Below are 21,368 nucleotides of genomic sequence, written 5' to 3'. Positions count from 1 at the left end.
CGCACCACCTATCTTCCCTCCCGGGGCCTCAAAAGCTGCATCTGCTCCCGATAATCATCCGTCACCTGCCGCGCCTGCCCGCTGCTGGTCACCACCCGCGGGGTGATCAACACAATCAATTCCGTACGTTCCTTGGACTTGCTGGTACTCCCGAACAACCACCGCAACCCCGGAATCTTGCCCAAATAGGGCACAGCGCTGACCCCCTCGGCGTTGTCTTGCTTGATCAACCCGCCAAGCAACACCGTTTGCCCACTCTGCACCGCCACTTGCGTCGACACCGAGCGCGTCGAGATGCGCGGGTTCACCGGCGTATCGCTGTCGCCCGTCTGGCGCTCGGCATCACTGACCTGCTGCTGAATATCCATATACACCAGCCCCCCCGGATTGATGCGCGGCACCACATCCAGAATCACCCCGGTCTGCACGTATTCGACACTGCTCAGCGTGGTGTCCGAGGCGCCGGTATTGACCGTGGTCTGGCTGATCGGAATGTTGTCGCCCACCTGAATCTGCGCCGGCTGGTTATTCATCACCACCAAAGACGGCGCCGACAGCACTTGGGTGCGCCCGTTCTTCTCCAGCGCGTGCAAGGCCACTTGCAGGTTGGCACTGACAAACGAATAGAACAGCGAATCCGTCGCCCCCAACCCCGCCCCGCCACCGCCCAGCGCGCCCTGGCTGCCTGAGGCGTTGGCCACGGTGGTGCTGGAAGCATTGCCGGCCAGACGCCCCAGATACCACTGCACGCCGAGGTCCAGTTCACCACTGAGTTTGACTTCCAGAATGCGCGTCTCGATCTGCACTTGCAGTGGCGGGTTGTCGAGGCGCTTGATCGCCGCCTCGATTTCTTTCCACTGCACCGGGCGGGTACGCACCAGCAGTTGGTTGCTGCTTTTCTGCGCGGTAATACGGGTGCCGGCTTCAAGGCGGGTGGCGGGTGCCACCTCGGTATCGTCCGGTTCAGCGTCTTCCGGAACGGGCGCAGGGTTCTGCACGCTGTTGTTGGGCGAAGACAGGGTCGCCGTGCGCAACCCCGGCGCCACCTTCGCCGGCGGGTCATCCTTGATCGCGCCCGTACCGTAGATCTGCCGCAGGTACCTGGCAAGATCGGCAGCCTTCATGTTGCGCACGTCGTAAACGTACATCTGCGGCTCGTTGCCGCCGCCTTCATCGATGGTGTGAATCCAGTTGCCCACCTCACTGAGGTACTGCGGCTGCGAAGAAATCGCCACCACCGAGTTCGTTCGCTCAATCGGCAAAAACCGCAGCATGCCCGCCAACGGGCTGCCGCTGTCGGCGCCGAACATGGCCTGCAACTCGGGCATCAGCTCGGCCACTGACGCACGTTGCAGACCGAACACCCCCACCGACATGCCTTTGAGCCAGTCCACGTCGAAGGTGTCGATGGTGTCCTGATAATTGGCCAGTTCCTCCGGCGTGCCGGCCAGGCTCAGAACGTTGCGCGCCGGGTCCACCAGCAAAAACGCATTTTCCCGGGCGAAGGGTTTGAGCAGTTTCTGCATCTCGGTGGCGGAGATGTACCGCAGCGGAAACAGCCGGGCCGAAAGCCCGCTGGACGGCGCGGCAACGTTCATCTGCGGCACCAGTTTGCCGGCTACCGCCTGATCGGCGGGCAGGATCACATAGCGCTGGCCCTGGCGGATCATCGCGTTGTCGGTCCAGGACAACAGGGTTTCGAGGATCGACAGCGCCTGCTTTTTGTCGACTGGTTTGGAGGTGGAAAAGCTCACATTGCCCTTCACGCCCTGGGCAATGCTGTAGTTTTCGTGCAACAGGTCGCCCAAGACGCTGTTGATCACCGCCTCAATGGGCTGGTCGGCAAAGTTGAACACGATGTCGCCGCCCTCCTCCTTCGCGGCCATCGTTGCGGCCGGCGGGCGCACGAACTGCTGGTTGCCACGGATCACCTGGCGTTGCGGTACTGAGGAGGTTTCAGGCCTGGGGCTTTCGGGCGCAGGCGTCTGGGTTGGCGGGCGTTGCGAGCCGGTGCCTTGCAGGGCTTCGTGAAGCAGGTCATCGTCCGCGTCGAGGCGGTCGGGAAAGGCGCCGCAGCCACCCAGGGAGACGGCGGTGGCCAGGCAAAACAGGGAGGTGCGCATGTCGATCAAGGGAGAGGCTCGCGGGGCAAAGTCACGGGTGGGCGGGTGGACGGCGGCGGCAAACGCTTGGCGTAGAGGCTCAGGGTTTGGGTGCGGCCATCCAGCGCGAATCGGGCGTATTGCGGGGTGAGGTGTTCCAGGCGCCAGCCGTTGGGCAAACGCTGGCCCAGGCGCACGGTCAGGGCCGGGCCATTGGCCTGCTTGAGCCAGGCCATTTGCAGGTTGCCGGTGATCATGATGCCGCTGAGGGTGAAGTTGGCCAGGTTCGAGACCCGGGTCGGGCCCGCCTCGCGGTCCGGGCTGCGGTCCGGGCTGAACAGTGGCGTCTGCCAGGTGGCGGAGAAGTCTTCCAGCGGCACATTGGGCGCCACCTGCACGCGGGGAGAAGGATGGGCGCGGGTGCCCGGTTCAGGCAGCCAGTGCGGTTCATCACCGATGCTGCTGAGGATCACCGCCATCAGCACGCCGAGCAACGCGGCCAGACCGAGCAAGCCCCATTCCAGCGGGCGCAATACACCGATCATCGCGCCACCTCGGGTTGCAGGTAACCGCGCACCAGCAAGTGCACCACCAGTTTGCCCGCACCGCCAATGGCGGGGGCCTCGCGGCTGCGGCGGATGCGCAACTCATCGACAAACAGAAACGGCGGCTGATACTCCAGCTCATGCAGCAACGCTTCCAACGGCTCGATGGCGCAGTTGAGCGTGAGACTGACCTGCACCTGGCGGTAGGGCTCGCCGCCGTCCTGCTCCGGCGTGATGGGTTTGCGCTGAGTCAGGCTGCAACCGCCGCCGAGGCTGGCATGGCTACTGACCAAATCGGCCAGGCGTTGCATCAGGTCGGCGGCAACCACGTCGGGGTCATCGCCGGGCAACAGGCTGGTGCTGCTGGCCGGGTCCTGCCGTGCCTGCTCAAGCTGCTGGCGCAAGGCCTCGCGCTGGCGCAATACACCGGCATAGCGTTGCTGCTGCTCGCGCAATTGTTCAGCATGTTCGCCCATGGCACGCAAGGGCCCGGCAAACCAGCTGTCGACCAACAACCAATAGGCGATCCCCACGACCAGCGCCAACAGCAACAAGGCCGCACCACGGCGTTCACGGGGTGTGAGGGGTCGGCGCATCGGCAGCCTCCTGGCGCAAGTGGGCACGCAGCGCAAACTGGTCTTTGCCGGTGCGGACATCGGGTTGAATCACCCCTTCGAACTGGGCGTTTTCCAGGCGTCGGCAGCCTTTGATCCGTGTGATCAGGCCGCTGGCTTTGGCACTCTGCCCGGAGATCGTGATTTCGCCGTCCTTGACGTCCAGTTGGTCGAGCCAGGTATCGGCGGGCAGGCAGGTGGTGAGGTCATTCAGCAGCGCCGCCAGCGGTGGCTGGGCGAGTTTGCGCCGTGTGAGGTATTGCGCCGCCCCCCGGGTATTGAGCAGTTGCTGGCGCAGGGCATGCACCTGGGCAACCTCGGCTTTTTGTTGTTCCACGCTGGCGCGCATGGCATCGACCACACGCTGGCGGTCGTTGAGCCACAGCAGCATCGCCGCAATCAGCAACGCGCCGCACAGCCAGGGCAGGCTGCGTTGCAGGCCCAGGCCACGCGGCGGCTTGCGAGGGCGCAGCGGTGCCGGGAGCAAGTCGATGCCCAGGCCACCCGCATCCACCCGATGAGGGTGCAGGCCCAGGGCGGCGCAATCGGCGAGGATTCGGTCCAGGTGTTCGCGCAGGATCGCCACCAGCGTCACGTCAAGGTGAGTGGCCGTGCGCTGCCGCAGATGCGCGACAAAGTACAGCTGCCCGGCTTCGAAGGGCGTGAAGCGGTCCAGCTCATAGCCGACCACCGTGTTCAGGTCCCGCGCGGCGGCCAGCGGCAGTTGCACGTTTTGCAGGAGCACCGCATCCGGCGCCAGCATCAGCACCTGGCGCGAAGGGCCGGGCAAAACGGGCGCGTTGAGTGGCCAATGGTGGACCTGCTCCGGCGGTTCCGGGCGTGCCAGCCAGCCCGGCACACACGCGCGCAGTTCCGCAAGCCACAGGCGCCAGCCCTGTTGCAACAGGCTGCCGCGCCAGTGCCGGGCGATGGGTTCCAGTCGATTCATTCGTGCCAACGCAGCACCCGGTAGGGTTGCGCGCCGTCCTCCATAGGGCTCGATAAAACAGTCACTTGCCGCCGCGCCACATAGCCGCCGGGGCGTTCGGCGCGGCTGTCGATTTCCAGCATCTCGCCAGGGTCCGCACCTTCGGCGTCCGCGTGCGGCAGGTTCAGTGCCTCGCGCATCAACGGGCTGGCGAAGGCCGGATCGGGGCGATCGAGGTCGCTCCACAAGGTGATTTCCGGCAGCAATTGGCGGTACAGCGCCGGGGTCATGCCCGGCAATTGATGGAGTTCTTCCAGCACCCGAAACGGCGCCTGGCCTTGATGGCGGCGCGCGTCGAGGGCCTTGGCGATTTGCGTCGCCTGGGCCTGGGTCGCGCCGCACGCCAGGGCCAGGCGCATGACGTCATCCGCCTCGGCGTTGACCAGATACAACTTGCCGCGCTCGCTGCGCAGGCTGACGTGCAATCGGGCGTCGCCGAAGGTCAAGAGGGTCTCGCGGCCATCGGCCACCTGGGGCTGCGCGGCCATGACCAGCGCAATACCCGCCTCGGCGGCCAGTACCGTTTGGGCCTGCTGACGCAGCCACAACGCCTGGCGACTTTGCAACTGCACCCAACCGGCCAGACCGCCCAGCAACACGCTGAGCAAGGCCAATACCCACAGCACCAGCAACAGCGCCGCACCGCGCTGACGCCTCATTCTGCGGTCGCTCCACGGGGCACGCTCAGGCGCAGGGCAACCACCTGGGTCACCCACGGCAGCGGCCCTTTGCCGGTTGCCGCGATGCGCACTGCGTCAGGCAACCGCTTGGGCCATGGCCATTCACCCAGCCAGCCGGTGGCCTGGCCCAGGGGCGTGAGGCCGCGATAGCTGAATTGAACGCTGTCGATGTCGCTCAACAGCACTTGGGGCTCCAGCTCGGAGAACGCTGCCTGCAAATCCTGCCCGACGCGCTGCACAGTCACCCGCTGAATACCGCCGCCGAGCACACCGGGAGAGGTGGTCACGAACGTCAGGCGTTCGGGCGCACCGCTGAAAAACCCTTCGTCGGCGTCGATATTCAGCGGCAACGCCTCGCTGATTGACCGGCGCAAAAACTGTTGGGCCGCGCGCACCTCATCCAAACCCGCCGTGTAGCGCTGGGCCTTGGCCACCGCGCGATTGGCGCCCAGCAAGGCTCCGCCGACCAGCACTAGCAACACGCTGAGCAGGCTCAATACCACGAGGATTTCCAGCAAGGTAAACCCCTGCTGACGGCGCCTCACAGGCGTGCCTTCAAGGTGCTGAAGCGGGCCTGATGCGAGCCCTCGCTCACCCGCAGGTCGAGACGAAACAGGTGCGGCGGCTGACGGGTTCGGGTCAGTTGCCAGTGAACCCCTTCCAGCTCGCCCTGGCTGACGCCTTCGGTCAGCGGGCCGGACGCTTCCTGATCCAGCACCGTCAACGCCGCATGGGTCAGGCGATCGCTGCGGGCGACCTGCGCCAGCGAGCGTGCGCTCTGGCCAAATGCGACCAACAGCACCGTGCTGCCCACCGCCATCAGCGTCAGGGCGGCGAGCATTTCGAGCAGGGTGAACCCGCGCTGGTGTTTCATGGCAGCGCTCGGGATTGCACGCTGCCGGTCAGCCAGCCGATGTCGATACGCCAACGTCGACTGCCGTTGGCCACCAGCAGGTTGCCACCGGTGGAGCTGCCGTCCGGGTAAAACTCTACGGCCGCCCCCAGAACCCCGGCACTCTCGACGGTGACCTGAAGCTCTGGCGGCCATCGTTTGAGCGCACGCCCCGGCGCCTGAAAGGTTCGCCTTTGCAGATCAAACTCGGTGCGCGCCGCCTTGCCGCCGATGACGGCGCCAGCGCGCGTGGCACGCAGTGCGTCGACCATTTCGCCGACCACCCGGCGCTCTTTCGCCGCCTGCAACCCCTGGCGCACCCCCAGCCCCAGCAAGCCCGCAGCGAGGCTGATCAGCAGGATGACCACGAGCATTTCCATCAGAGTAAAGCCACGCTGGTTCATGGCGGGCTACTCCCAATTGCCCAGATCGGCGCTGTAGCCTTCGCCACCTGGCTGGCCGTCCTGGCCATAAAAAATCAGGTCGAAGGCACCGTGCTGGCCCGGGAACCGGTAACCGAAGGCATGGCCGAACGGATCCTTGAGGTCGGAGGGTTTGGCATAGGGCCCGGACCAGCCGGACGCGTTGCCAGGCTTGTCGAGCAGTTGTTGCAAGTTATTGGGCGGTGAGCCGACATCAAGTGCGTAGCTGTCGATCTTCATGCTCAGCCCGGCGAGTTGAGCCTTGCCGGCGCCGTATTTGCCCTTGTCCACATTGCCGCCGACCTGGCGCACCACAATCGTTGCGACAATGCCTAACAGCACGATCACCGCAAGCATTTCCAGTAGGGTGAAACCGCCTTGGCGGCGCGAACTTTTCATCGGTCTGGCTCCTTCAAATAGTGCTGGTCAGGCTCATCAGCGGCAGCATGATCGCGAGCATGATCACCGCCACCAGCACGGCCATGATCACGGTGAGGGTGGGCACCAGCGCAGCGAGCAGCCGGTCGATGCCGCGTTTGGCTTCGACGTCGAGCACGTCGGCGACCTTGAGCAACAGGCTGTCCAGTGCACCGGCCTGTTCGCCGACTTCAATCATTTGCAGGGCCAGTTCGGGCAACAACGGCTGCACGCCGAATGCGCCGGCCAGGGTGCCGCCGCCTTTCACCGTCTCCGCCGCCCTTTCCACCTGCGCCTGCAACGCACGGTTGCTGCAAACCTGCCGCGCGATCACAAGTGCCGCCAGCAAGGCCACGCCGTTGTTGAGCAGGGTGCCGAGGGTGCGCGTGAGCCGCGCCGCTTCGACGCGTTGCAACAACGGACCGACGACGCGGATGCCGAGCAGGCGACGGTCGTATTGCTCGCGCCGTCGTGGATCGCGCAGACGGGCAACAGCAAACCCTGTGATCGCAATCAGAGCCGCCAGCACCATCAACCCGTAACGGCCGAGGAACTGGCCCGACGCAAGAATCACCTCGGTGATCAGCGGAATCGGCACGCCCAGGTCCTGGAAAATCGGCACGAATTGCGGCACCACATACGCCAGCAACAACGCCAGGGAGCCGAGCACGCCCACCACCAGAAATGCCGGGTAGATCAGCGCATTGACCACCTCGCCGCGCAATAACTGGCTGCGTTCCAGGTAGTCGCCGAGCTGGCGCAAGGCGCTTTCCAGCGCGCCGCCCGCTTCCCCGGCGCGCACCATGCTCAGGTACAACGGGGAGAAGGTCTCGCCCTCTTGGGTCAGCGCGGCGGACAATGGCTTGCCGGCCTTGACGTGGTCGCGCACGCGCTCGATCAGCGCGCGCACCGAAGGCGGGCCGGGTTGCCTGAGCAGCAATCCAAGCGAGCGCTCGAGTGGCTGACCGGCCCCCAGCAATGTCGCCAGTTGTTGGGTGAACCCTACCAATGCCGCCCCCTTCAACTGCCCGCGCGTGCGCGGCAAAAAGGGGCTGCCTGCCGCGTCGATCTGCAACAGCAGCAAGCCGCGCTGGTGCAGCATGGCCACGGCGGCAGCTTGATCGACCGCCTCCAGCGTGCCGTGGTGGGCGGTGCCCTGGCCATCCAGTGCGCGGAACGTGAACAGGCTCACGTGCCCTCCCCGCGGGTCACGCGCAACACTTCTTCCAATGAGGTGATGCCCGCCAGCGCCTGACGCAACCCCTCTTCGTACAGGGTGCGCAAACCGGCGCGGCGCGCGGCGTGCTCAAGCGTGGCGGCGTCCGCGTGGCGCATCAACAAGTCGCGCAACTCGTCGTTCATCACCAGCAGTTCGGTGAGCGCGCTGCGGCCGTGATAGGCGCCCTGATAGAGCAGAATCGGGCGCTGCGCGGTCAGGCGATCCAGCCCATGCTCGGCGATCAGTTCCGCCGGCGCTTCAAATGCCACGCGTGTGGCCGGGTCCAGGCGGCGCACCAGTCGCTGCGCGAGAATGCCGCTGACGGTGGAGGCAATCAGGTAGCTCTCCACGCCCATGTCCAGCAGGCGCGTGATGCTCGCGGCGGCGCTGTTGGTGTGCAGGGTCGAGAGCACAAGGTGCCCGGTGAGGGAAGACTGGATGGCGATGCGGCAGGTTTCCAGGTCACGGATCTCGCCGATCATGATCACGTCCGGGTCCTGACGCACGATGGAACGCAGCGCGCCGGCAAAGTCCAGGCCGATGGCGGGCTTGACCTGAATCTGATTGATGCCTTCGAGCTGGTATTCCACCGGGTCTTCCACGGTGATGATCTTACGCTCGGCGGTATTGAGCCGCGACAGCGCGGTATAGAGCGTGGTGGTTTTGCCGGAACCGGTAGGGCCGGTGACCAGCAAAATGCCGTGGGGCCGCTCAAGCAGATCGAGGAAGGCGTTGAGCCGTTCACCATCAAAGCCCAGGCTTTGGAATTCGAACCTGACGGTTTGCCGGTCCAGCAGGCGCATCACCACCGACTCACCAAAACTGGTGGGCACACTGGACACGCGCAAGTCCAGCTCCTTGCCCTGAATACGCAGCATGATGCGCCCGTCCTGCGGCAGCCGGCGCTCGGCAATGTCCAGCCGCGCCATGATTTTCACCCGCGAAATCACCGCCGCCGACGAACTGGCCGGCGGCGCTTCGGCGTCGTGCAGCACGCCGTCAATGCGGTAGCGCACCTTGAGCTGGTTTTCGAAGGGCTCGATGTGGATATCCGACGCGCGCTGCTCGACGGCGCGCTGCAGAATCAGGTTGACCAGGCGGATCACCGGCGCTTCGGACGCCAGGTCCTTGAGGTGCTCGATATCTTCGAGCGTGCCGCCCTGCTCATCGAGGTTTTCAATCAGCGTACCCATGGCGGTGCGGCCCTGACCGTAATAGCGCTCGATCAGGGTATCCACCTCAGTGCGCGGGCCGATGGCCAACCACACCCGCACCCCGCATGCGTAGGCCAATGCCTGGAACGGGTACAACTGCGCGGGGTTGGCCGCCAGCACATGCAACCCTTCTTGAGACCAACCGATGGGCACAACCTGGTAGTGGCGCATGAAGCGCTCGGTCAGGGCGGGCAAAGGGTCAAGCAAGGATGGCGCAGCCTCGGCCAGCAACAAGGGGGCGCTGAGCAAATCCGCCCAGGCGCGCGCCAGTTCGGTTTCAGAAACCAGCCCCAGGCGCGTGAGCAACCCAAGCAGATCACCGGCCTGTGTGGACAAACGTCGAGCACGCTCCAGATCTACAGGTTTCAGCCCCGCGTGGTGCATCAGCCACGCGCACACTTGATCAGTGTGCGGTATCTGCAGATGGCAGGTATCGATAAGGGCTGACGACATAAAGTTAAGGTCTGGTTGCGAGAAAGTATGGCTATTTGGAACTACCGCTAAGTGCCATTAGTTCGCCACGCCCGAAGAGAGAGTTAGCCGGGGTAATCGACTGAAAGTTGTAAATCTAGTTCCTGAGATGAGTAAACAAACTGAAATGAGTGGATTAAGGCTGTCCCGGTTTTCCGGTACAACCCCTGCCCCACGGCTCTTTAGGACTGGGAGCCGGACCTAGCTAATTGCAATTAGCCACTTCGTTAGTTACTCCACCGATCTAACGCTTGCCCGGACAGCCCTATAAAAGAGGCCTTCATGCAACTTCATCTTCAGCGGCTGCGCGTCTGAACTTTCAAGCACTTGTGCAGGGGCCATTACTCACATGTTCAGCGAGATGGGAAAGAACGCTTTGCAAGCCAACCGAACTCTTGATTGTGGGAGCTGGTTTGCCTGCTCCCACATGTGTAAACGCGTCAGGCGTGAGTGCGGGTGCTTTTCTCGACGAGGCACATCGGCGTGCCGGAAACCGGCTCATTGATGATCTGCACCTGCACCTCGAATACCTGGCGCATCAATTCGGCACTGATGACAGATGAAGGCGCCCCGTCAGCCACCAGCTTGCCGCCATGCATGACCGCCAGGTGGTCGGCGTAGCGACAGGCCTGGTTAATGTCGTGAAGCACGGTGATTACGGTTTTGCCTTCGACCGCCAACTCGCCCATCAGGTCGAGCAGTTCGACCTGATGGCTGATGTCGAGGTAGGTCGTCGGCTCATCCAGCAGCACCACCGGCGCATTCTGCGCCAGCACCATGGCCAGCCAGGCGCGTTGGCGCTGGCCGCCGGACAAGTCTGCCAGGGCGCGGTCGGCCAGGCTGTCCAGCTCCAGGCGCTGCATCGCCTGGGTCACTTGGCGCCTGTCGCTACCGCTCAAACGCCCCCACAACGACGTGTGTGGGCTGCGGCCATAAGCCACCAACTGGCGCACACTGACGCCTTCCGGCACCGGCAATACCTGGGGCAAAAAGGCGATCTGCTGCGCCATCTGGCGCGCGGACAAGTCTGTATAGGCCTGGCCATCCAGCGTGAGCTGGCCCCGAGTCGGCACGAGAATGCGCGCGAAGGCCTTGAGCAAGGTGGACTTGCCGCAGCCGTTCGGGCCGATCAATGCGGTGACCTTGCCCGCCGGCGGCGTAAACGACAGGCCTTGCACGATGCGTGTGGCGCCGTAGCCGATATCGAGTTGATGTGCCTGGAGAATGCTCATGTCATCAGCCTTTGAACCGTGCCAGCAACCAAAGAAAATACGGTGCACCGATCACCGCCGTCAGAACGCCCGCCGGGATTTCGCTGGGCGCGATCAGCGTGCGCCCGAAGGTGTCGGCCAGCACCAACAACAAGGCGCCGATCAGCATCGCCGCGGGCAGCAGGAATGGGTGATGCCCGCCCACCAGTCGACGCGCCATATGGGGCGCCACCAGGCCGATAAAACCGATCGGCCCGATCACGCCCACGCCCAGGCTGGTGAGCAACACCGCACAGGCCATAGCCAGCCAACGCGTGCGGTTCAGCGCCGTGCCCAGGCTGTGGGCCGCTTCGTCGCCGAGGGCGATCAGGTTCAGCGGCTTGGCCAGGCACAGGCCAAGCGGAATCAGCAGCAGAAACGGCAACACCAGCGCCACATGGTGCCAATTACGGCTCCACAAACTGCCGGTGAGCGCGAGCAATGCGGTGTTGATGTCCAGCGGGTGGGACAGGATCAGAAATTCGGTGACGCTGGACAAGGTCACCGCAATGGCGACCCCGGACAGCGCAAAACGCACCCCGGAAAAACTCACGCCGGTGTTGTACAGCGCCAGCAGCAAGGCCCCGCCGGCACCGCCCAGGCAGGCCACCAGCGGCAGCCAGGTGATGGGCAGGTGCGGCCAACCGATGATCGCCACGGTCAGCGCGAGACCTGCGCCCTGGGTCACGCCGAGGATTTCCGGTGAGGCCAGCGGGTTGCGGATCACGCCCTGCACAATCGCGCCGGCCAGGCCGAACGCTGCCCCTGCAAGGATCGCGATCAGGCTGCGCGGCAGCCGGTGGTTCCACACCTCAAAGTCGAGGGCGTCGTGGGCCAACAGGCGTTCCAGCACAGTGGCAGGTTTGAGCCACACAGTGCCCGCGCTGAGGCTGACGAACGTCGCCAGCGTCAACAAGGCCAGCAGCAGAAAGAGGCGCAAGCGTGGCCGAGTCATAGGGTGCGCCTGGCGAGAAACAGGAAGAACGGTGCGCCGATCAGCGCAGTCACGACACCGGCCGGGGTTTCCACCGGAAAGGCCACGGCGCGGCTGAGCAAATCCGCGCCCAGCACGATCACCGCGCCCAGCGCCGCGCTCAACGGGATCAGCCAGCGGTAGTCGTTGCCGAGGAACTGGCGAACGATATTCGGTGCGATCAGCCCGACAAACCCGATGGGCCCTACCGCGCAGACGCTGGCGCCCACCAGCAAAAGGCTGGCGATAAACACCTGCAAGCGCAGGCTGGCGATGCCGACGCCCAGGGAGCGCGCGGCGTCTTCGCCCAGGTTGATCAGGTTCAGGCGCGGCGCGCACCACAGGGCCCACAACCCGCCAATCAAGGTGCAAGGCCACAGCAGTTGCACCTGTGCGGCGCCGACGTTGGCCAATGAGCCCGCCAACCAGTTCAACACGCTTTGCGCCTGGGCCTCGACCAGAATGACCGTGAGTCGGGTCAAGGCCGCACACAACGCAGCAACGGCGACACCGGCCAATACCAAGCGGCCTTGGGCCGTGGTCGGCGACCAGGCACCGCCCAGGCTGAACACTGTGACCCAGGCCAGCGCTCCCCCCATGCAGGTCATCAACAACGCACCACCGGCAAAGGGAGGCGCCACCAAACCGGTCGAAAACAGCGCCAACCCCAGCGCCGCCCCCGCCGTGACACCGAACAACGAAGGCGACGCCAGCCGGTTGCGCGTAATGCCCTGCATCAACGCACCGGCCAGGCCCAGGCACGCACCCACCAATGCAGCGCAAACGGCGCGCGGCACCCGCAATTGGGCGACGACATAAGCCATATTGCCGCCCACACGGCCCTGATGGACCAAGCCATTCCATGCGTCCGCCGTGGTCAGGGTGAACGGTGAAAAGCTGTACAGCGAGAGCCAGAACAACCCGGCCCCCAACAGCACGATGGCCAGCGCGGCAACACTGCGTTGCACGCTTATTGGCTCAGTACGGCTTTGCCGCCTTTGAGGATGGCCAGGGCATCTTCGGCAATTTGCTCAGAGGCCAGCACTCCACGGTTGCGCGCCCAACTGTCGCCGTCCACTTCGGCCACATGCTGGTTGTGCACCGCTCCCAGCACCTGCCACAGCGGCTGCTTGCTCCAGGTGTCGACGATGCTCGGGCGACGGTAATGCCCGACCAGCAACCAACCCGGGTCCAGCGCGAGCAGTTGCTCCAGGCTGACGAACTCGGTGGGGGCGGCGTTGGTCCGCACCGACGGGACTTTCAGGCCGATGGCTTGCAACACGCTGCCGGCGTAGGAATCAGGGCCATGTACGGAGAAGCTGTCCTCACGCGCCACGCCAAACAATACGCTGGCACCGGCAGGAATCTGCCTGGCGATCGCTTGCAAGTGTTCGCGGTTCTGCGCGATGCGCGTTTCCATCAACGGGCTTTTACCCAAGGCTTTGCCGATCAGTTCGGCGGATTTGAGGCTGCCCTCATAGTCTTCACCGCGCGACGGCAGCAACAGCGTCGGCGCGATGCTCGCCAAATCGCTGTAAAGCGCCTGATGGCGGTTGAGGTCGGCAACGATCAAATCCGGCTTGAGTCGGGCGATCTCCTCGATGCTCGGTTGCGAGCGCAAGCCGACGGATTTCCACCGGCCGATAGCCTTGCGCACACGCGGCAGCACGCGGTTGGCGTCGCCATCGTCGGCGGCGCCTACAGGCGTCACATCGACGGCCGCCAGGCTGTCGAGAAAGGAGAATTCCAGCACCACCACGCGCTTGGGCGCGTCGGGTAAGTGCACGGCGTGCTGGCCGTCATTGAGGTCGATGGGAGCGGCGCTTGATAGGCTGGAGGACAACGCCAGGAGGCCGGCGGCAAGGGTCGGGATGAAGCGCAGCATTCGCATGGAAAGTACCTCGGCGTTGAAACACCCCGGCTAGACAGGCCGGGGAAAACGGCGGGTACTATTCCATATCGGCGCGCTGCAATCAAAAAACATTCTCATTGGCGCCACCCCACCGGGCATTGGGCGGGCTTTTTGTGGGAGCCGGCACACATCAGGATCAGCGATTAGAAATCAACCGTGGCCGACAACAGGTAGGTACGCGGTGTCGACAGCGTCAGCCCCGGCTCGCTGTCATCGGAGGCTCCCGCCGAGCTCCAGTAGCGCTTATCGGCGACGTTCTCCACATTCGCGCGCAACGTGACCTGTTTTTCATCCACCTTGAAGGCATAACGCGCGCCGACGTCGATGTGGTTCCAGGCATCGATTTGCTTGACGTTGGACTGGTCAAGGTACTGCGAGCTGGAATAAATGCCCCGGCTGGACAGGGTCAGGCCTTGCACGGTCGGCACATCCCATTCGGCGCCGAGGTTGATGTTGTATTTGGGGGTGGCCGGCGCACGGTTGCCATCAAAAGTGCCATTGGTGGTATTCGTCAGTTCACTGTCGATGTACATCACCCCGCCAAGCAGCCGGAAACCCTTCAACGGCTCGCCGAACACGCTGAGCTCCACTCCGTCGTTCCGGCGCTTGCCATTGGGGCCGAATACGCGGGTGGTGGCGTTGGTTTCATAAGCCGGCTGTTTGATGCGGAACACGGCGGCCGTCACGGCAAAGGCGCCTGCATCGTATTTGGCGCCGACTTCAACCTGGCGGCTGATGAAGGGCGGGAAGATTTCGTCTTCGTTGACCGAGGTGGACGGCGCGATCTTGCCCTGGCTCAGGCCTTCCATGTAGTTGGCATACAGCGACAGCTTGTCGGTGGCCTTGAACAGGATGCCGCCCGAGGGTGAGAGTTTTTCTTCGTCGTAAGCGGTGTCGCCTTTGACGTCGTCAGCCCAGTCATCCACCTTCACGCGCTGCCAGCGTGCGCCGAGGGTGAGCAGCAAGCGGTCGTCTAAGAAACCCAGGGTGTCGGACAGCGCCACGCCACTGAAGCGGTTTTCGGTGTAGACCCTGGCGTCCAGACGCGTTGGACGGGATGGCGCCGGGGTTTGCACCGGGTTGTACAGGTTGCTCGGCGCGGCGGCGTAACGGGCGCCGCCGTTTTCAAAATCCATATAGAAATAGCTGGCCGCGAGGTTGAGCTCATGGCTGACCGGCCCGGTATGGAACCAGCTGCGTACACCCGCGGTGGCGGTGCGCACGTTTTCATCGCGGGTGAAATCCCTTGGCTGTACGCTGAAATCCCCGGCGTCATTAGTGACGGCCACGGCGTGCCGCAAGAAGTCGTGGTTGCTTTTACGTGCGCCCACGCCGCCGTACAGCATCACGCTGTCACTGAGGTCGAACTCGCCGTTGACGGTGCCGAAGGTATCGCGAGTGCTGGCCTTGCTCCAGGGCTGCGCGTAGTTGCGGTGCACGTCAGTGGCGCTCGGCACCCTGGCGTTGGCGCCGACCTGCACGCGTTCCTGAGGGGCATCGGTATCGCGCTCGGTGTGGCCGATATCGCTGGAAAGGCGCAGGCGCTCGCCACGAAAGTCCAGGCCCAATACCGCCATTTCACGGTCGACGGTCTGGTGGTCCCATTCGGTGTCGCCGGACTGTTTCACGCCGTTGAAGCGGATACCGAATTTGTTGTCCTCGCCAAAACGCCGCCCCACATCCACCGCACCACCCGCCTGGCTGCCGGATGCCCAGGTACCGGTCAACGAAGTAATGTCTTGATCGGTGGCGCGTTTGGGCACCACGTTAATGCCGCCGCCCACGCTGCCGCGCGGCGAGATGCCGTTGATCAATTGGCTCGGGCCTTTGAGGACATCGACGCGGTCGGCCATTTCCATGTCGATGGTGTATGTAGGCAACACGCCGTACAGCCCGTTGTAGGCCACATCGCTGTTGAACAGGCTGAAACCGCGAATGGTGAACTGCTCATAACGCCCACCGGCCGGGTTGGTGGCGCGCACCGATGGGTCGCTGGCGATCAGGTCGCCGAGGGTGCGCGCCTGCTGATTCTTCACGGCCTCCTGGGTGTAGGTGGTCATGCTGAACGGAGTCTCCATGAAATCCCGCGCACCCAACAGGCTCTGGGAGCCGCGCCGCGCCACCTGCCCTCCGGCGTAGGCGTCAGCATTGGACACATCCGCCGCGCCGAGAATAGACGTCGGCGCCAGCTGCACACTACCGCCCTGCGGCACGGGCACCACCTGATACGCCTGCTCTCCCATCGGCTGCACTTGCAGGCCGGAGCCCTGAAGCAAACGCAAGAAACCCTCCTCCACCCCGTATTCACCCGACAACCCTGTGCTGCTACGCCCGCTGACGAGCGCCGGGTCTACCGACAGATTGACACCGGCCAACCCGGCAAAGCGGGTCAACGCCGCACTCAAACTGCCGGCGGGTACTTGGTAGGTGCGGCGCACGGAGCTGTCTTCGGCATAGCTGACAGCAATGAATAACGGGCTGGTACTGAGGCTCAACAACAGGCTCAGGTTGAGCAAGGGACGCAGGCGCAAGGGTGGGGCTGCAGGCATTGGAGGAAGCTCTCAATTTGTTCACGTGCCTGAAATGACAGGCCAGGTGAAAAAAGGGGACAGGCTTTCGCCAATTTCTTTCGATCAAGGCTGCGAGCATAACCTTGGTTGTCGATGTTCTTGTTCCTCGCCGGGGGCAGGATCTGCGGCCGTTCAAGCAAGCGTGCTGGAGGTGGCTTATGGGAACCCATCAGACTCAACTCGCACTTAACTCGCTGCGTGGCGTGGCAAAAGTGAGTGCACCTAAGGCGTTTGATGATCCGAACACTGCGCCGGATGCGCCGCCAACACGAGGTATCGAACTGCAGACATGGGTGTTTTATGCGGGTTAGCCATTTTTTCACGGGCATGAAAAAGCCCAGCCTTTTCAGGCTGGGCTTTATCGAAAATATGGTCGGGACGGAGTGATTCGAACACTCGACCCCTAGCACCCCATGCTAGTGCGCTACCGGACTGCGCTACGCCCCGACTAGGCGTGTTACTGGGTTCGCTTCTTGACGAAGCGAACCGGAATATACCGCAAGCTTTTGAAATGTGGAAGTATTTTAAAAGCAGGAATCACTTTTTCAAAACCACCAGCACATCTTCAAGCTCGGCGATCATCTGGCGGATCATTTGCTTGTATTGGGTGGTGTCGTCTTTGGCTTCATCACCGGACATGCGCTGGCGCGCGCCGCTGATGGTGAACCCCTGGTCGTACAGCAACGCGCGGATCTGCCGGATCATCAGCACATCCTGGCGCTGATAATACCGACGGTTCCCGGTGCGTTTGACGGGGTTGAGTTGAGGAAACTCCTGCTCCCAGTAGCGCAGCACGTGCGGTTTTACCGCACAGAGCTCGCTGACTTCACCAATGGTGAAGTAGCGTTTGCCCGGAATGACGGGTAGCTCGTCGTTATGACTTGGTTCCAGCATAAGCCTCAACTCGGGCCTTCAATTTCTGCCCTGGACGAAAGGTGACCACACGGCGAGCCGTGATCGGGATTTCTTCTCCCGTTTTTGGATTGCGGCCAGGCCGCTGGCGTTTGTCCCGCAGGTCAAAATTGCCGAAACCTGACAATTTGACCTGCTCGTTGTCTTCCAGAGCGTGCCGAATTTCTTCAAAGAACAGCTCGACCAATTCCTTGGCCTCGCGCTTGTTCAGACCCAACTCTTCGTACAGACGTTCCGCCATCTCAGCTTTCGTCAAAGCCCCCATACGTCACTTCCTTAACGTGGCGTTCAACCTTTGTTCGAGCGAGGTGAGGATATTTTGTGTCGTGGTATTCACCTCATCGTCATTAAGAGTGCGCGATGGATGCTGCCAGGTCAAGCCAACTGCAAGGCTTTTTCTATGCGGATCAATGCCTTTACCCTGATAGACGTCAAATAGCCTGAGGTCTGTCAGCCATTCCCCTGCATTTTCACGGATTACATCCAGAACGGCAGTGGCGGCGACTTCACGGTCGGCAATCAGCGCGAGGTCACGACGCACTTCAGGGAAGCGCGACAACTCGCTGAATTTAGGCATTTTGCCCGATGCGACTTCAGCCAGGACCAGCTCAAACACGAAGACCGGACGGTCGAGACCGAGGGTTTTCGACAGTTCGGGGTGAATGGCGCCGACGAAACCAACCAGACGACCTTCACGCTCGATGCGCGCGGTCTGGCCCGGGTGCAGAGCCGGGTGGCTGCCTGGCAGGAAAGTGAAGTCATCCAGTGCACCGGCAAAGCCCAATACCGCTTCCACGTCAGCCTTGACGTCGAAGAAGTCCACCGCATCGCGGCCCTGCGCCCAGCCTTCCGGCAGACGGCTGCCGCACACCACACCGGCCAGCATCGGCTCTTGCTTCAAGCCGTCCAGTTGGCCGACAAAACGCAGTCCGCTTTCGAACATGCGCACGCGGTCTTGCTGACGGTTCAGGTTGTGGGACAGCGCCTTGACCAGGCCTGGCCACAGCGTCGAACGCATCGCAGCCATGTCATTGGAGATCGGGTTGGCCAGCAACAGCGGCTCGACGCCCGGATTGAACAGTTCGAACTGCTTAGGATCAATGAAGCTGTAGGTCACCGCTTCCTGATAACCGCGAGCAACCAGCAGGCGACGCAGTTCCGGCAGGTGCGCACGCGCCTCAGCCTTGGGTTGCGGCGCCAGTCGCGCTTGCGGGTAACGAACCGGCAAGCGGTTGTAGCCATACAAACGGGCCAGCTCTTCGATCAGGTCGACTTCCAGGCTGATATCGAAACGATGGCTTGGCACTTCAACGTGCCACTGCCCTTCCCCGTCGGCGGTGATACCCAGGCCGAGAGCGGACAACAGTTGCTCGATTTCAGCAGGCTCGATCACCAGGCCGAGCATTTGCTCAACGCTCTTGGCGCGCAAGGTGATCGGAGCAACGGACGGCAGGAAATGCTCGTTAACCGTTTCGGTGATCGGACCGGCTTCGCCACCGGTGATTTCCAGCAGCAGGCCAGTGGCGCGCTCCATGGCTTCACGGGCCAGCTTCCAGTCCACGCCACGCTCGTAGCGGTGCGAAGCGTCGGTGTGCAGGCCATAGGAACGGGCTTTGCCAGCGATGGCGATCTGGTCGAAGAATGCGCTCTCAAGGAACACATCGCGAGTGGTCGCGGATACACCGCTGTGCTCGCCACCCATCACGCCGGCAATCGCCAGGGCGCGGGAATGGTCGGCAATGACCAGAGTGTCGGCGCGCAGGCTGACTTCCTGACCGTCGAGCAATACCAGCTTCTCACCCTCTTCGGCCATACGCACGCGGATACCGCCGTTGATTTCGGCGAGATCGAAAGCGTGCAGCGGCTGACCCAGTTCCAGCATCACGTAGTTGGTGATGTCGACGGCCGCATCGATGCTACGCACGTCGGCGCGACGCAGGCGCTCAACCATCCACAGCGGGGTTGGCCTGGACAGGTCGACGTTACGGATCACACGACCCAGGTAACGCGGGCAGGCGTTCGGCGCCAGCACTTCAATCGGGCGCACTTCATCGTGTACCGCAGGCACGGCGGCAACGACCGGGCGGGTGACCGGGGCGTTGTACAACGCGCCGACTTCACGGGCCAGGCCAGCCAGGGACAGGCAGTCGCCACGGTTCGGGGTCAGGTCGACCTCGATGCTGGCATCTTCCAGTTCCAGGTAAACGCGGATGTCCTGGCCCACTGGCGCGTCGGCCGGCAGTTCCATCAGGCCATCGTTGCCCTCGCCCACTTGCAGCTCTGCCTGGGAGCACAGCATGCCGTTGGATTCAACGCCACGCAGCTTGGCTTTCTTGATCTTGAAGTCGCCCGGCAGCTCGGCACCGATCATGGCGAACGGGATTTTCAGGCCCGGGCGCACGTTGGGCGCTCCGCACACGACCTGGAAGGTTTCCGCGCCATTGCTGACCTGGCACACACGCAACTTGTCGGCATCGGGGTGCTGCTCGGTGCTCAGCACCTCGCCCACGACCACACCACTGAAAACACCAGCGGCCGGGGTAACGCTATCGACCTCAAGACCGGCCATGGACAGACGGGCAACCAGCTCGTCGCGACCTACCTGCGGGCTTACCCAGCCACGCAGCCATTGTTCACTGAATTTCATCCTGCTCTCCTAAAGATTCGTTACGACTTAGCGAAATTGCGCGAGGAACCGCAAGTCGTTGTCGAAGAACAGACGCAAGTCGTTCACGCCGTAACGCAGCATGGCCAGACGCTCAACGCCCATGCCGAAGGCAAAGCCCGAGAACTCTTCCGGGTCGATCCCGGACATGCGCAGCACGTTAGGGTGAACCATGCCGCAGCCCATCACTTCCAGCCAGCCGGTCTGCTTGCAGACGCGGCAGCCTTTGCCGCTGCACATCACGCATTCCATGTCGACTTCAGCGGATGGCTCGGTGAACGGGAAGAACGATGGGCGGAAACGCACCGCCAGCTCCTTCTCGAAGAACACCCGCAGGAATTCTTCGATGGTGCCTTTGAGGTCGGCGAAATTGATGTCGCGATCAACCAGCAGGCCTTCGACCTGGTGGAACATCGGCGAGTGGGTGATATCGGAGTCGCTGCGGTACACACGGCCTGGGCAGACGATGCGGATCGGCGGCTTGTTCGCTTCCATGGTGCGGACCTGTACCGGTGAGGTATGGGTGCGCAACAGCATGTTCGCGTTGAAATAGAAGGTGTCGTGCATCGACCGGGCCGGGTGGTGGCCTGGGATGTTGAGCGCCTCAAAGTTGTGATAGTCGTCTTCGACCTCAGGGCCCTCGGCAATGCCGTAGCCGATATGGGTGAAGAACTGTTCGATACGTTCCAGAGTCCGGGTAATCGGGTGCAGACCGCCCGACGCCTGGCCACGGCCAGGCAAGGTCACGTCAATCGACTCGGCGGCGAGTTTGGCCGCTAGATCGGCCTCCTCCATCGTCGCTTTGCGCGCATTGAGAACCTCTGTGACACGCTCCTTGGCGACGTTGATCAGCGCACCGACTTGCGGACGCTCTTCAGCCGGCAAATTCCCCAGGGTCTTCATCACCTGAGTCAATTCACCTTTTTTGCCAAGGTAGTGAACCCGGATTTGCTCCAGGGCATTTACATCTTCAGCGCTTTGCACAGCCTCAAGGGCTTGGGCGACGAGCGCGTCCAGGTTTTCCATGTACAGACTCCAGATACAAAATAGGGGAAGAGCTTGAAGGCTCTTCCCCTATTTATGACGTTTACCACCCTGGGCTGCGCGAGCAACCCGGAATGACTGTCGGGGGTACTTAAGCCAAGGTGGCTTTAGCTTTCTCGACAATCGCGGCAAACACCGCTTTTTCGTTCACTGCCAGATCAGCCAGAACCTTACGGTCGATCTCGATGGACGCTTTTTTCAGGCCGGCGATGAAACGGCTGTAGGACAGACCGTTAACACGTGCACCAGCATTGATACGAGCGATCCACAGAGCGCGGAACTGACGTTTTTTCTGACGACGGTCACGGTAGGCGTATTGGCCTGCCTTGATTACCGCTTGCTTGGCAACACGGAATACGCGTGAACGCGCGCCGTAGTAGCCTTTAGCAAGTTTCAGAATTTTTTTGTGACGTTTACGGGCAATGACGCCACGCTTTACACGAGCCATGAGTTACTTCCTCTATTCTTGATCCAAAAA

At 62.8% G+C, this 21,368-nt stretch carries 21 protein-coding genes and 1 tRNA gene; all 22 read right to left on the bottom strand.

Features of this window, described 5'->3' with window-relative positions; all coding sequences use genetic code 11:
* Positions 1-8: 8 nt before the first annotated feature.
* Complete coding sequence (gspD, locus tag ATI14_RS18170) at positions 9-2,123, bottom strand: type II secretion system secretin GspD (RefSeq protein WP_016971014.1); 2,115 nt, start codon at positions 2,121-2,123, stop codon at positions 9-11.
* Positions 2,124-2,128: 5 nt separating this feature from the next.
* Positions 2,129-2,647, bottom strand: coding sequence for a general secretion pathway protein GspN (locus tag ATI14_RS18165; RefSeq protein WP_016971013.1), 519 nt, complete (start codon positions 2,645-2,647; stop codon positions 2,129-2,131).
* Entirely contained in the window at positions 2,644-3,243 is a 600-nt protein-coding gene (gene gspM / locus ATI14_RS18160) for a type II secretion system protein GspM (protein ID WP_016971012.1), read from the bottom strand. The genes ATI14_RS18165 and gspM overlap by 4 nt, the downstream gene beginning before the upstream one ends.
* Positions 3,218-4,210 (bottom strand): PilN domain-containing protein, encoded by a 993-nt coding sequence (locus tag ATI14_RS18155; protein WP_016971011.1) that lies wholly within the window; start codon positions 4,208-4,210, stop codon positions 3,218-3,220. Before ATI14_RS18155 ends, gspM begins: the two co-directional genes overlap by 26 nt.
* Entirely contained in the window at positions 4,207-4,908 is a 702-nt protein-coding gene (locus ATI14_RS18150) for a type II secretion system protein GspK (RefSeq protein ID WP_016971010.1), read from the bottom strand. Before ATI14_RS18150 ends, ATI14_RS18155 begins: the two co-directional genes overlap by 4 nt.
* Positions 4,905-5,474, bottom strand: coding sequence for a prepilin-type N-terminal cleavage/methylation domain-containing protein (locus ATI14_RS18145; protein ID WP_016971009.1), 570 nt, complete (start codon positions 5,472-5,474; stop codon positions 4,905-4,907). The genes ATI14_RS18150 and ATI14_RS18145 overlap by 4 nt, the downstream gene beginning before the upstream one ends.
* On the bottom strand, positions 5,471-5,803 hold the full coding sequence (locus ATI14_RS18140) for a type II secretion system protein (protein WP_016971008.1): 333 nt from the start codon (positions 5,801-5,803) through the stop codon (positions 5,471-5,473). The genes ATI14_RS18145 and ATI14_RS18140 overlap by 4 nt, the downstream gene beginning before the upstream one ends.
* Positions 5,800-6,225: a prepilin-type N-terminal cleavage/methylation domain-containing protein gene (locus ATI14_RS18135; RefSeq protein ID WP_016971007.1), complete on the bottom strand. Its 426-nt coding sequence runs from the start codon at positions 6,223-6,225 to the stop codon at positions 5,800-5,802. The genes ATI14_RS18140 and ATI14_RS18135 overlap by 4 nt, the downstream gene beginning before the upstream one ends.
* Before the next feature lie 6 nt (positions 6,226-6,231).
* The gene (gspG, locus tag ATI14_RS18130) at positions 6,232-6,642 is read right to left on the bottom strand and encodes a type II secretion system major pseudopilin GspG (RefSeq protein ID WP_016971006.1); all 411 of its coding nucleotides are present in this window, start codon (positions 6,640-6,642) and stop codon (positions 6,232-6,234) included.
* 13 nt (positions 6,643-6,655) lie between these two features.
* Entirely contained in the window at positions 6,656-7,852 is a 1,197-nt protein-coding gene (gene gspF / locus ATI14_RS18125) for a type II secretion system inner membrane protein GspF (protein ID WP_016971005.1), read from the bottom strand.
* Positions 7,849-9,546, bottom strand: coding sequence for a type II secretion system ATPase GspE (gene gspE, locus ATI14_RS18120; protein WP_016971004.1), 1,698 nt, complete (start codon positions 9,544-9,546; stop codon positions 7,849-7,851). Before gspE ends, gspF begins: the two co-directional genes overlap by 4 nt.
* Positions 9,547-10,004: 458 nt before the next feature.
* Complete coding sequence (fecE, locus tag ATI14_RS18115) at positions 10,005-10,796, bottom strand: Fe(3+) dicitrate ABC transporter ATP-binding protein FecE (RefSeq protein ID WP_016971003.1); 792 nt, start codon at positions 10,794-10,796, stop codon at positions 10,005-10,007.
* Positions 10,797-10,800: 4 nt separating this feature from the next.
* Positions 10,801-11,769, bottom strand: a complete 969-nt coding sequence (locus ATI14_RS18110) for an iron chelate uptake ABC transporter family permease subunit (protein ID WP_016971002.1) — start codon at positions 11,767-11,769, stop codon at positions 10,801-10,803.
* Positions 11,766-12,755 carry an iron-dicitrate ABC transporter permease FecC gene (gene fecC, locus ATI14_RS18105; RefSeq protein ID WP_016971001.1) on the bottom strand — a complete coding sequence of 330 codons (990 nt, stop codon included), beginning with the start codon at positions 12,753-12,755 and terminating at the stop codon, positions 11,766-11,768. Before fecC ends, ATI14_RS18110 begins: the two co-directional genes overlap by 4 nt.
* Positions 12,756-12,757: 2 nt before the next feature.
* Positions 12,758-13,672 (bottom strand): Fe(3+) dicitrate ABC transporter substrate-binding protein, encoded by a 915-nt coding sequence (locus tag ATI14_RS18100; protein ID WP_016971000.1) that lies wholly within the window; start codon positions 13,670-13,672, stop codon positions 12,758-12,760.
* Between the two features lie 170 nt (positions 13,673-13,842).
* The gene (locus ATI14_RS18095) at positions 13,843-16,248 is read right to left on the bottom strand and encodes a TonB-dependent receptor (RefSeq protein WP_016970999.1); all 2,406 of its coding nucleotides are present in this window, start codon (positions 16,246-16,248) and stop codon (positions 13,843-13,845) included.
* A gap of 391 nt (positions 16,249-16,639) precedes the next feature.
* Positions 16,640-16,716 (bottom strand) — tRNA-Pro (locus tag ATI14_RS18090).
* Positions 16,717-16,806: 90 nt separating this feature from the next.
* A complete protein-coding gene (locus ATI14_RS18085; RefSeq protein ID WP_010209127.1) occupies positions 16,807-17,163 on the bottom strand; it encodes a MerR family transcriptional regulator in 357 nt (118 codons plus the stop codon).
* Positions 17,144-17,446, bottom strand: a complete 303-nt coding sequence (gene ihfA, locus ATI14_RS18080; protein ID WP_002553164.1) for an integration host factor subunit alpha — start codon at positions 17,444-17,446, stop codon at positions 17,144-17,146. Before ihfA ends, ATI14_RS18085 begins: the two co-directional genes overlap by 20 nt.
* A 3-nt stretch (positions 17,447-17,449) precedes the next feature.
* Positions 17,450-19,828 (bottom strand): phenylalanine--tRNA ligase subunit beta, encoded by a 2,379-nt coding sequence (gene pheT / locus ATI14_RS18075; RefSeq protein WP_016970998.1) that lies wholly within the window; start codon positions 19,826-19,828, stop codon positions 17,450-17,452.
* A gap of 27 nt (positions 19,829-19,855) precedes the next feature.
* On the bottom strand, positions 19,856-20,872 hold the full coding sequence (gene pheS, locus ATI14_RS18070) for a phenylalanine--tRNA ligase subunit alpha (RefSeq protein WP_010209123.1): 1,017 nt from the start codon (positions 20,870-20,872) through the stop codon (positions 19,856-19,858).
* Positions 20,873-20,981: 109 nt separating this feature from the next.
* On the bottom strand, positions 20,982-21,338 hold the full coding sequence (gene rplT, locus ATI14_RS18065; protein ID WP_007913489.1) for a 50S ribosomal protein L20: 357 nt from the start codon (positions 21,336-21,338) through the stop codon (positions 20,982-20,984).
* Positions 21,339-21,368: the final 30 nt, after the last annotated feature.

This window comes from Pseudomonas tolaasii NCPPB 2192, assembly GCF_002813445.1.
GTDB classification, from domain to species: Bacteria; Pseudomonadota; Gammaproteobacteria; order Pseudomonadales; family Pseudomonadaceae; genus Aquipseudomonas; species Aquipseudomonas tolaasii.
Note: the sequence above shows the minus strand (reverse complement) of the source record. Positions and strands in the feature narration are given on the sequence as shown.

What these genes read in the sequence shown, in the direction of transcription:
- fecE (WP_016971003.1), bottom strand. Translation starts at nt 10,796, where the DNA reads ATGAGCATTCTCCAGGCACATCAACTCGATATCGGCTACGGCGCCACA.
- ATI14_RS18150 (WP_016971010.1), bottom strand. Translation starts at nt 4,908, where the DNA reads ATGAGGCGTCAGCGCGGTGCGGCGCTGTTGCTGGTGCTGTGGGTATTG.
- ATI14_RS18165 (WP_016971013.1), bottom strand. Translation starts at nt 2,647, where the DNA reads ATGATCGGTGTATTGCGCCCGCTGGAATGGGGCTTGCTCGGTCTGGCC.
- pheS (WP_010209123.1), bottom strand. Translation starts at nt 20,872, where the DNA reads ATGGAAAACCTGGACGCGCTCGTCGCCCAAGCCCTTGAGGCTGTGCAA.
- gspD (WP_016971014.1), bottom strand. Translation starts at nt 2,123, where the DNA reads ATGCGCACCTCCCTGTTTTGCCTGGCCACCGCCGTCTCCCTGGGTGGC.
- ihfA (WP_002553164.1), bottom strand. Translation starts at nt 17,446, where the DNA reads ATGGGGGCTTTGACGAAAGCTGAGATGGCGGAACGTCTGTACGAAGAG.
- ATI14_RS18140 (WP_016971008.1), bottom strand. Translation starts at nt 5,803, where the DNA reads ATGAAACACCAGCGCGGGTTCACCCTGCTCGAAATGCTCGCCGCCCTG.
- rplT (WP_007913489.1), bottom strand. Translation starts at nt 21,338, where the DNA reads ATGGCTCGTGTAAAGCGTGGCGTCATTGCCCGTAAACGTCACAAAAAA.
- ATI14_RS18155 (WP_016971011.1), bottom strand. Translation starts at nt 4,210, where the DNA reads ATGAATCGACTGGAACCCATCGCCCGGCACTGGCGCGGCAGCCTGTTG.
- gspM (WP_016971012.1), bottom strand. Translation starts at nt 3,243, where the DNA reads ATGCGCCGACCCCTCACACCCCGTGAACGCCGTGGTGCGGCCTTGTTG.
- ATI14_RS18085 (WP_010209127.1), bottom strand. Translation starts at nt 17,163, where the DNA reads ATGCTGGAACCAAGTCATAACGACGAGCTACCCGTCATTCCGGGCAAA.
- ATI14_RS18095 (WP_016970999.1), bottom strand. Translation starts at nt 16,248, where the DNA reads ATGCCTGCAGCCCCACCCTTGCGCCTGCGTCCCTTGCTCAACCTGAGC.
- pheT (WP_016970998.1), bottom strand. Translation starts at nt 19,828, where the DNA reads ATGAAATTCAGTGAACAATGGCTGCGTGGCTGGGTAAGCCCGCAGGTA.
- ATI14_RS18135 (WP_016971007.1), bottom strand. Translation starts at nt 6,225, where the DNA reads ATGAACCAGCGTGGCTTTACTCTGATGGAAATGCTCGTGGTCATCCTG.
- gspG (WP_016971006.1), bottom strand. Translation starts at nt 6,642, where the DNA reads ATGAAAAGTTCGCGCCGCCAAGGCGGTTTCACCCTACTGGAAATGCTT.
- ATI14_RS18110 (WP_016971002.1), bottom strand. Translation starts at nt 11,769, where the DNA reads ATGACTCGGCCACGCTTGCGCCTCTTTCTGCTGCTGGCCTTGTTGACG.
- ATI14_RS18100 (WP_016971000.1), bottom strand. Translation starts at nt 13,672, where the DNA reads ATGCTGCGCTTCATCCCGACCCTTGCCGCCGGCCTCCTGGCGTTGTCC.
- gspE (WP_016971004.1), bottom strand. Translation starts at nt 9,546, where the DNA reads ATGTCGTCAGCCCTTATCGATACCTGCCATCTGCAGATACCGCACACT.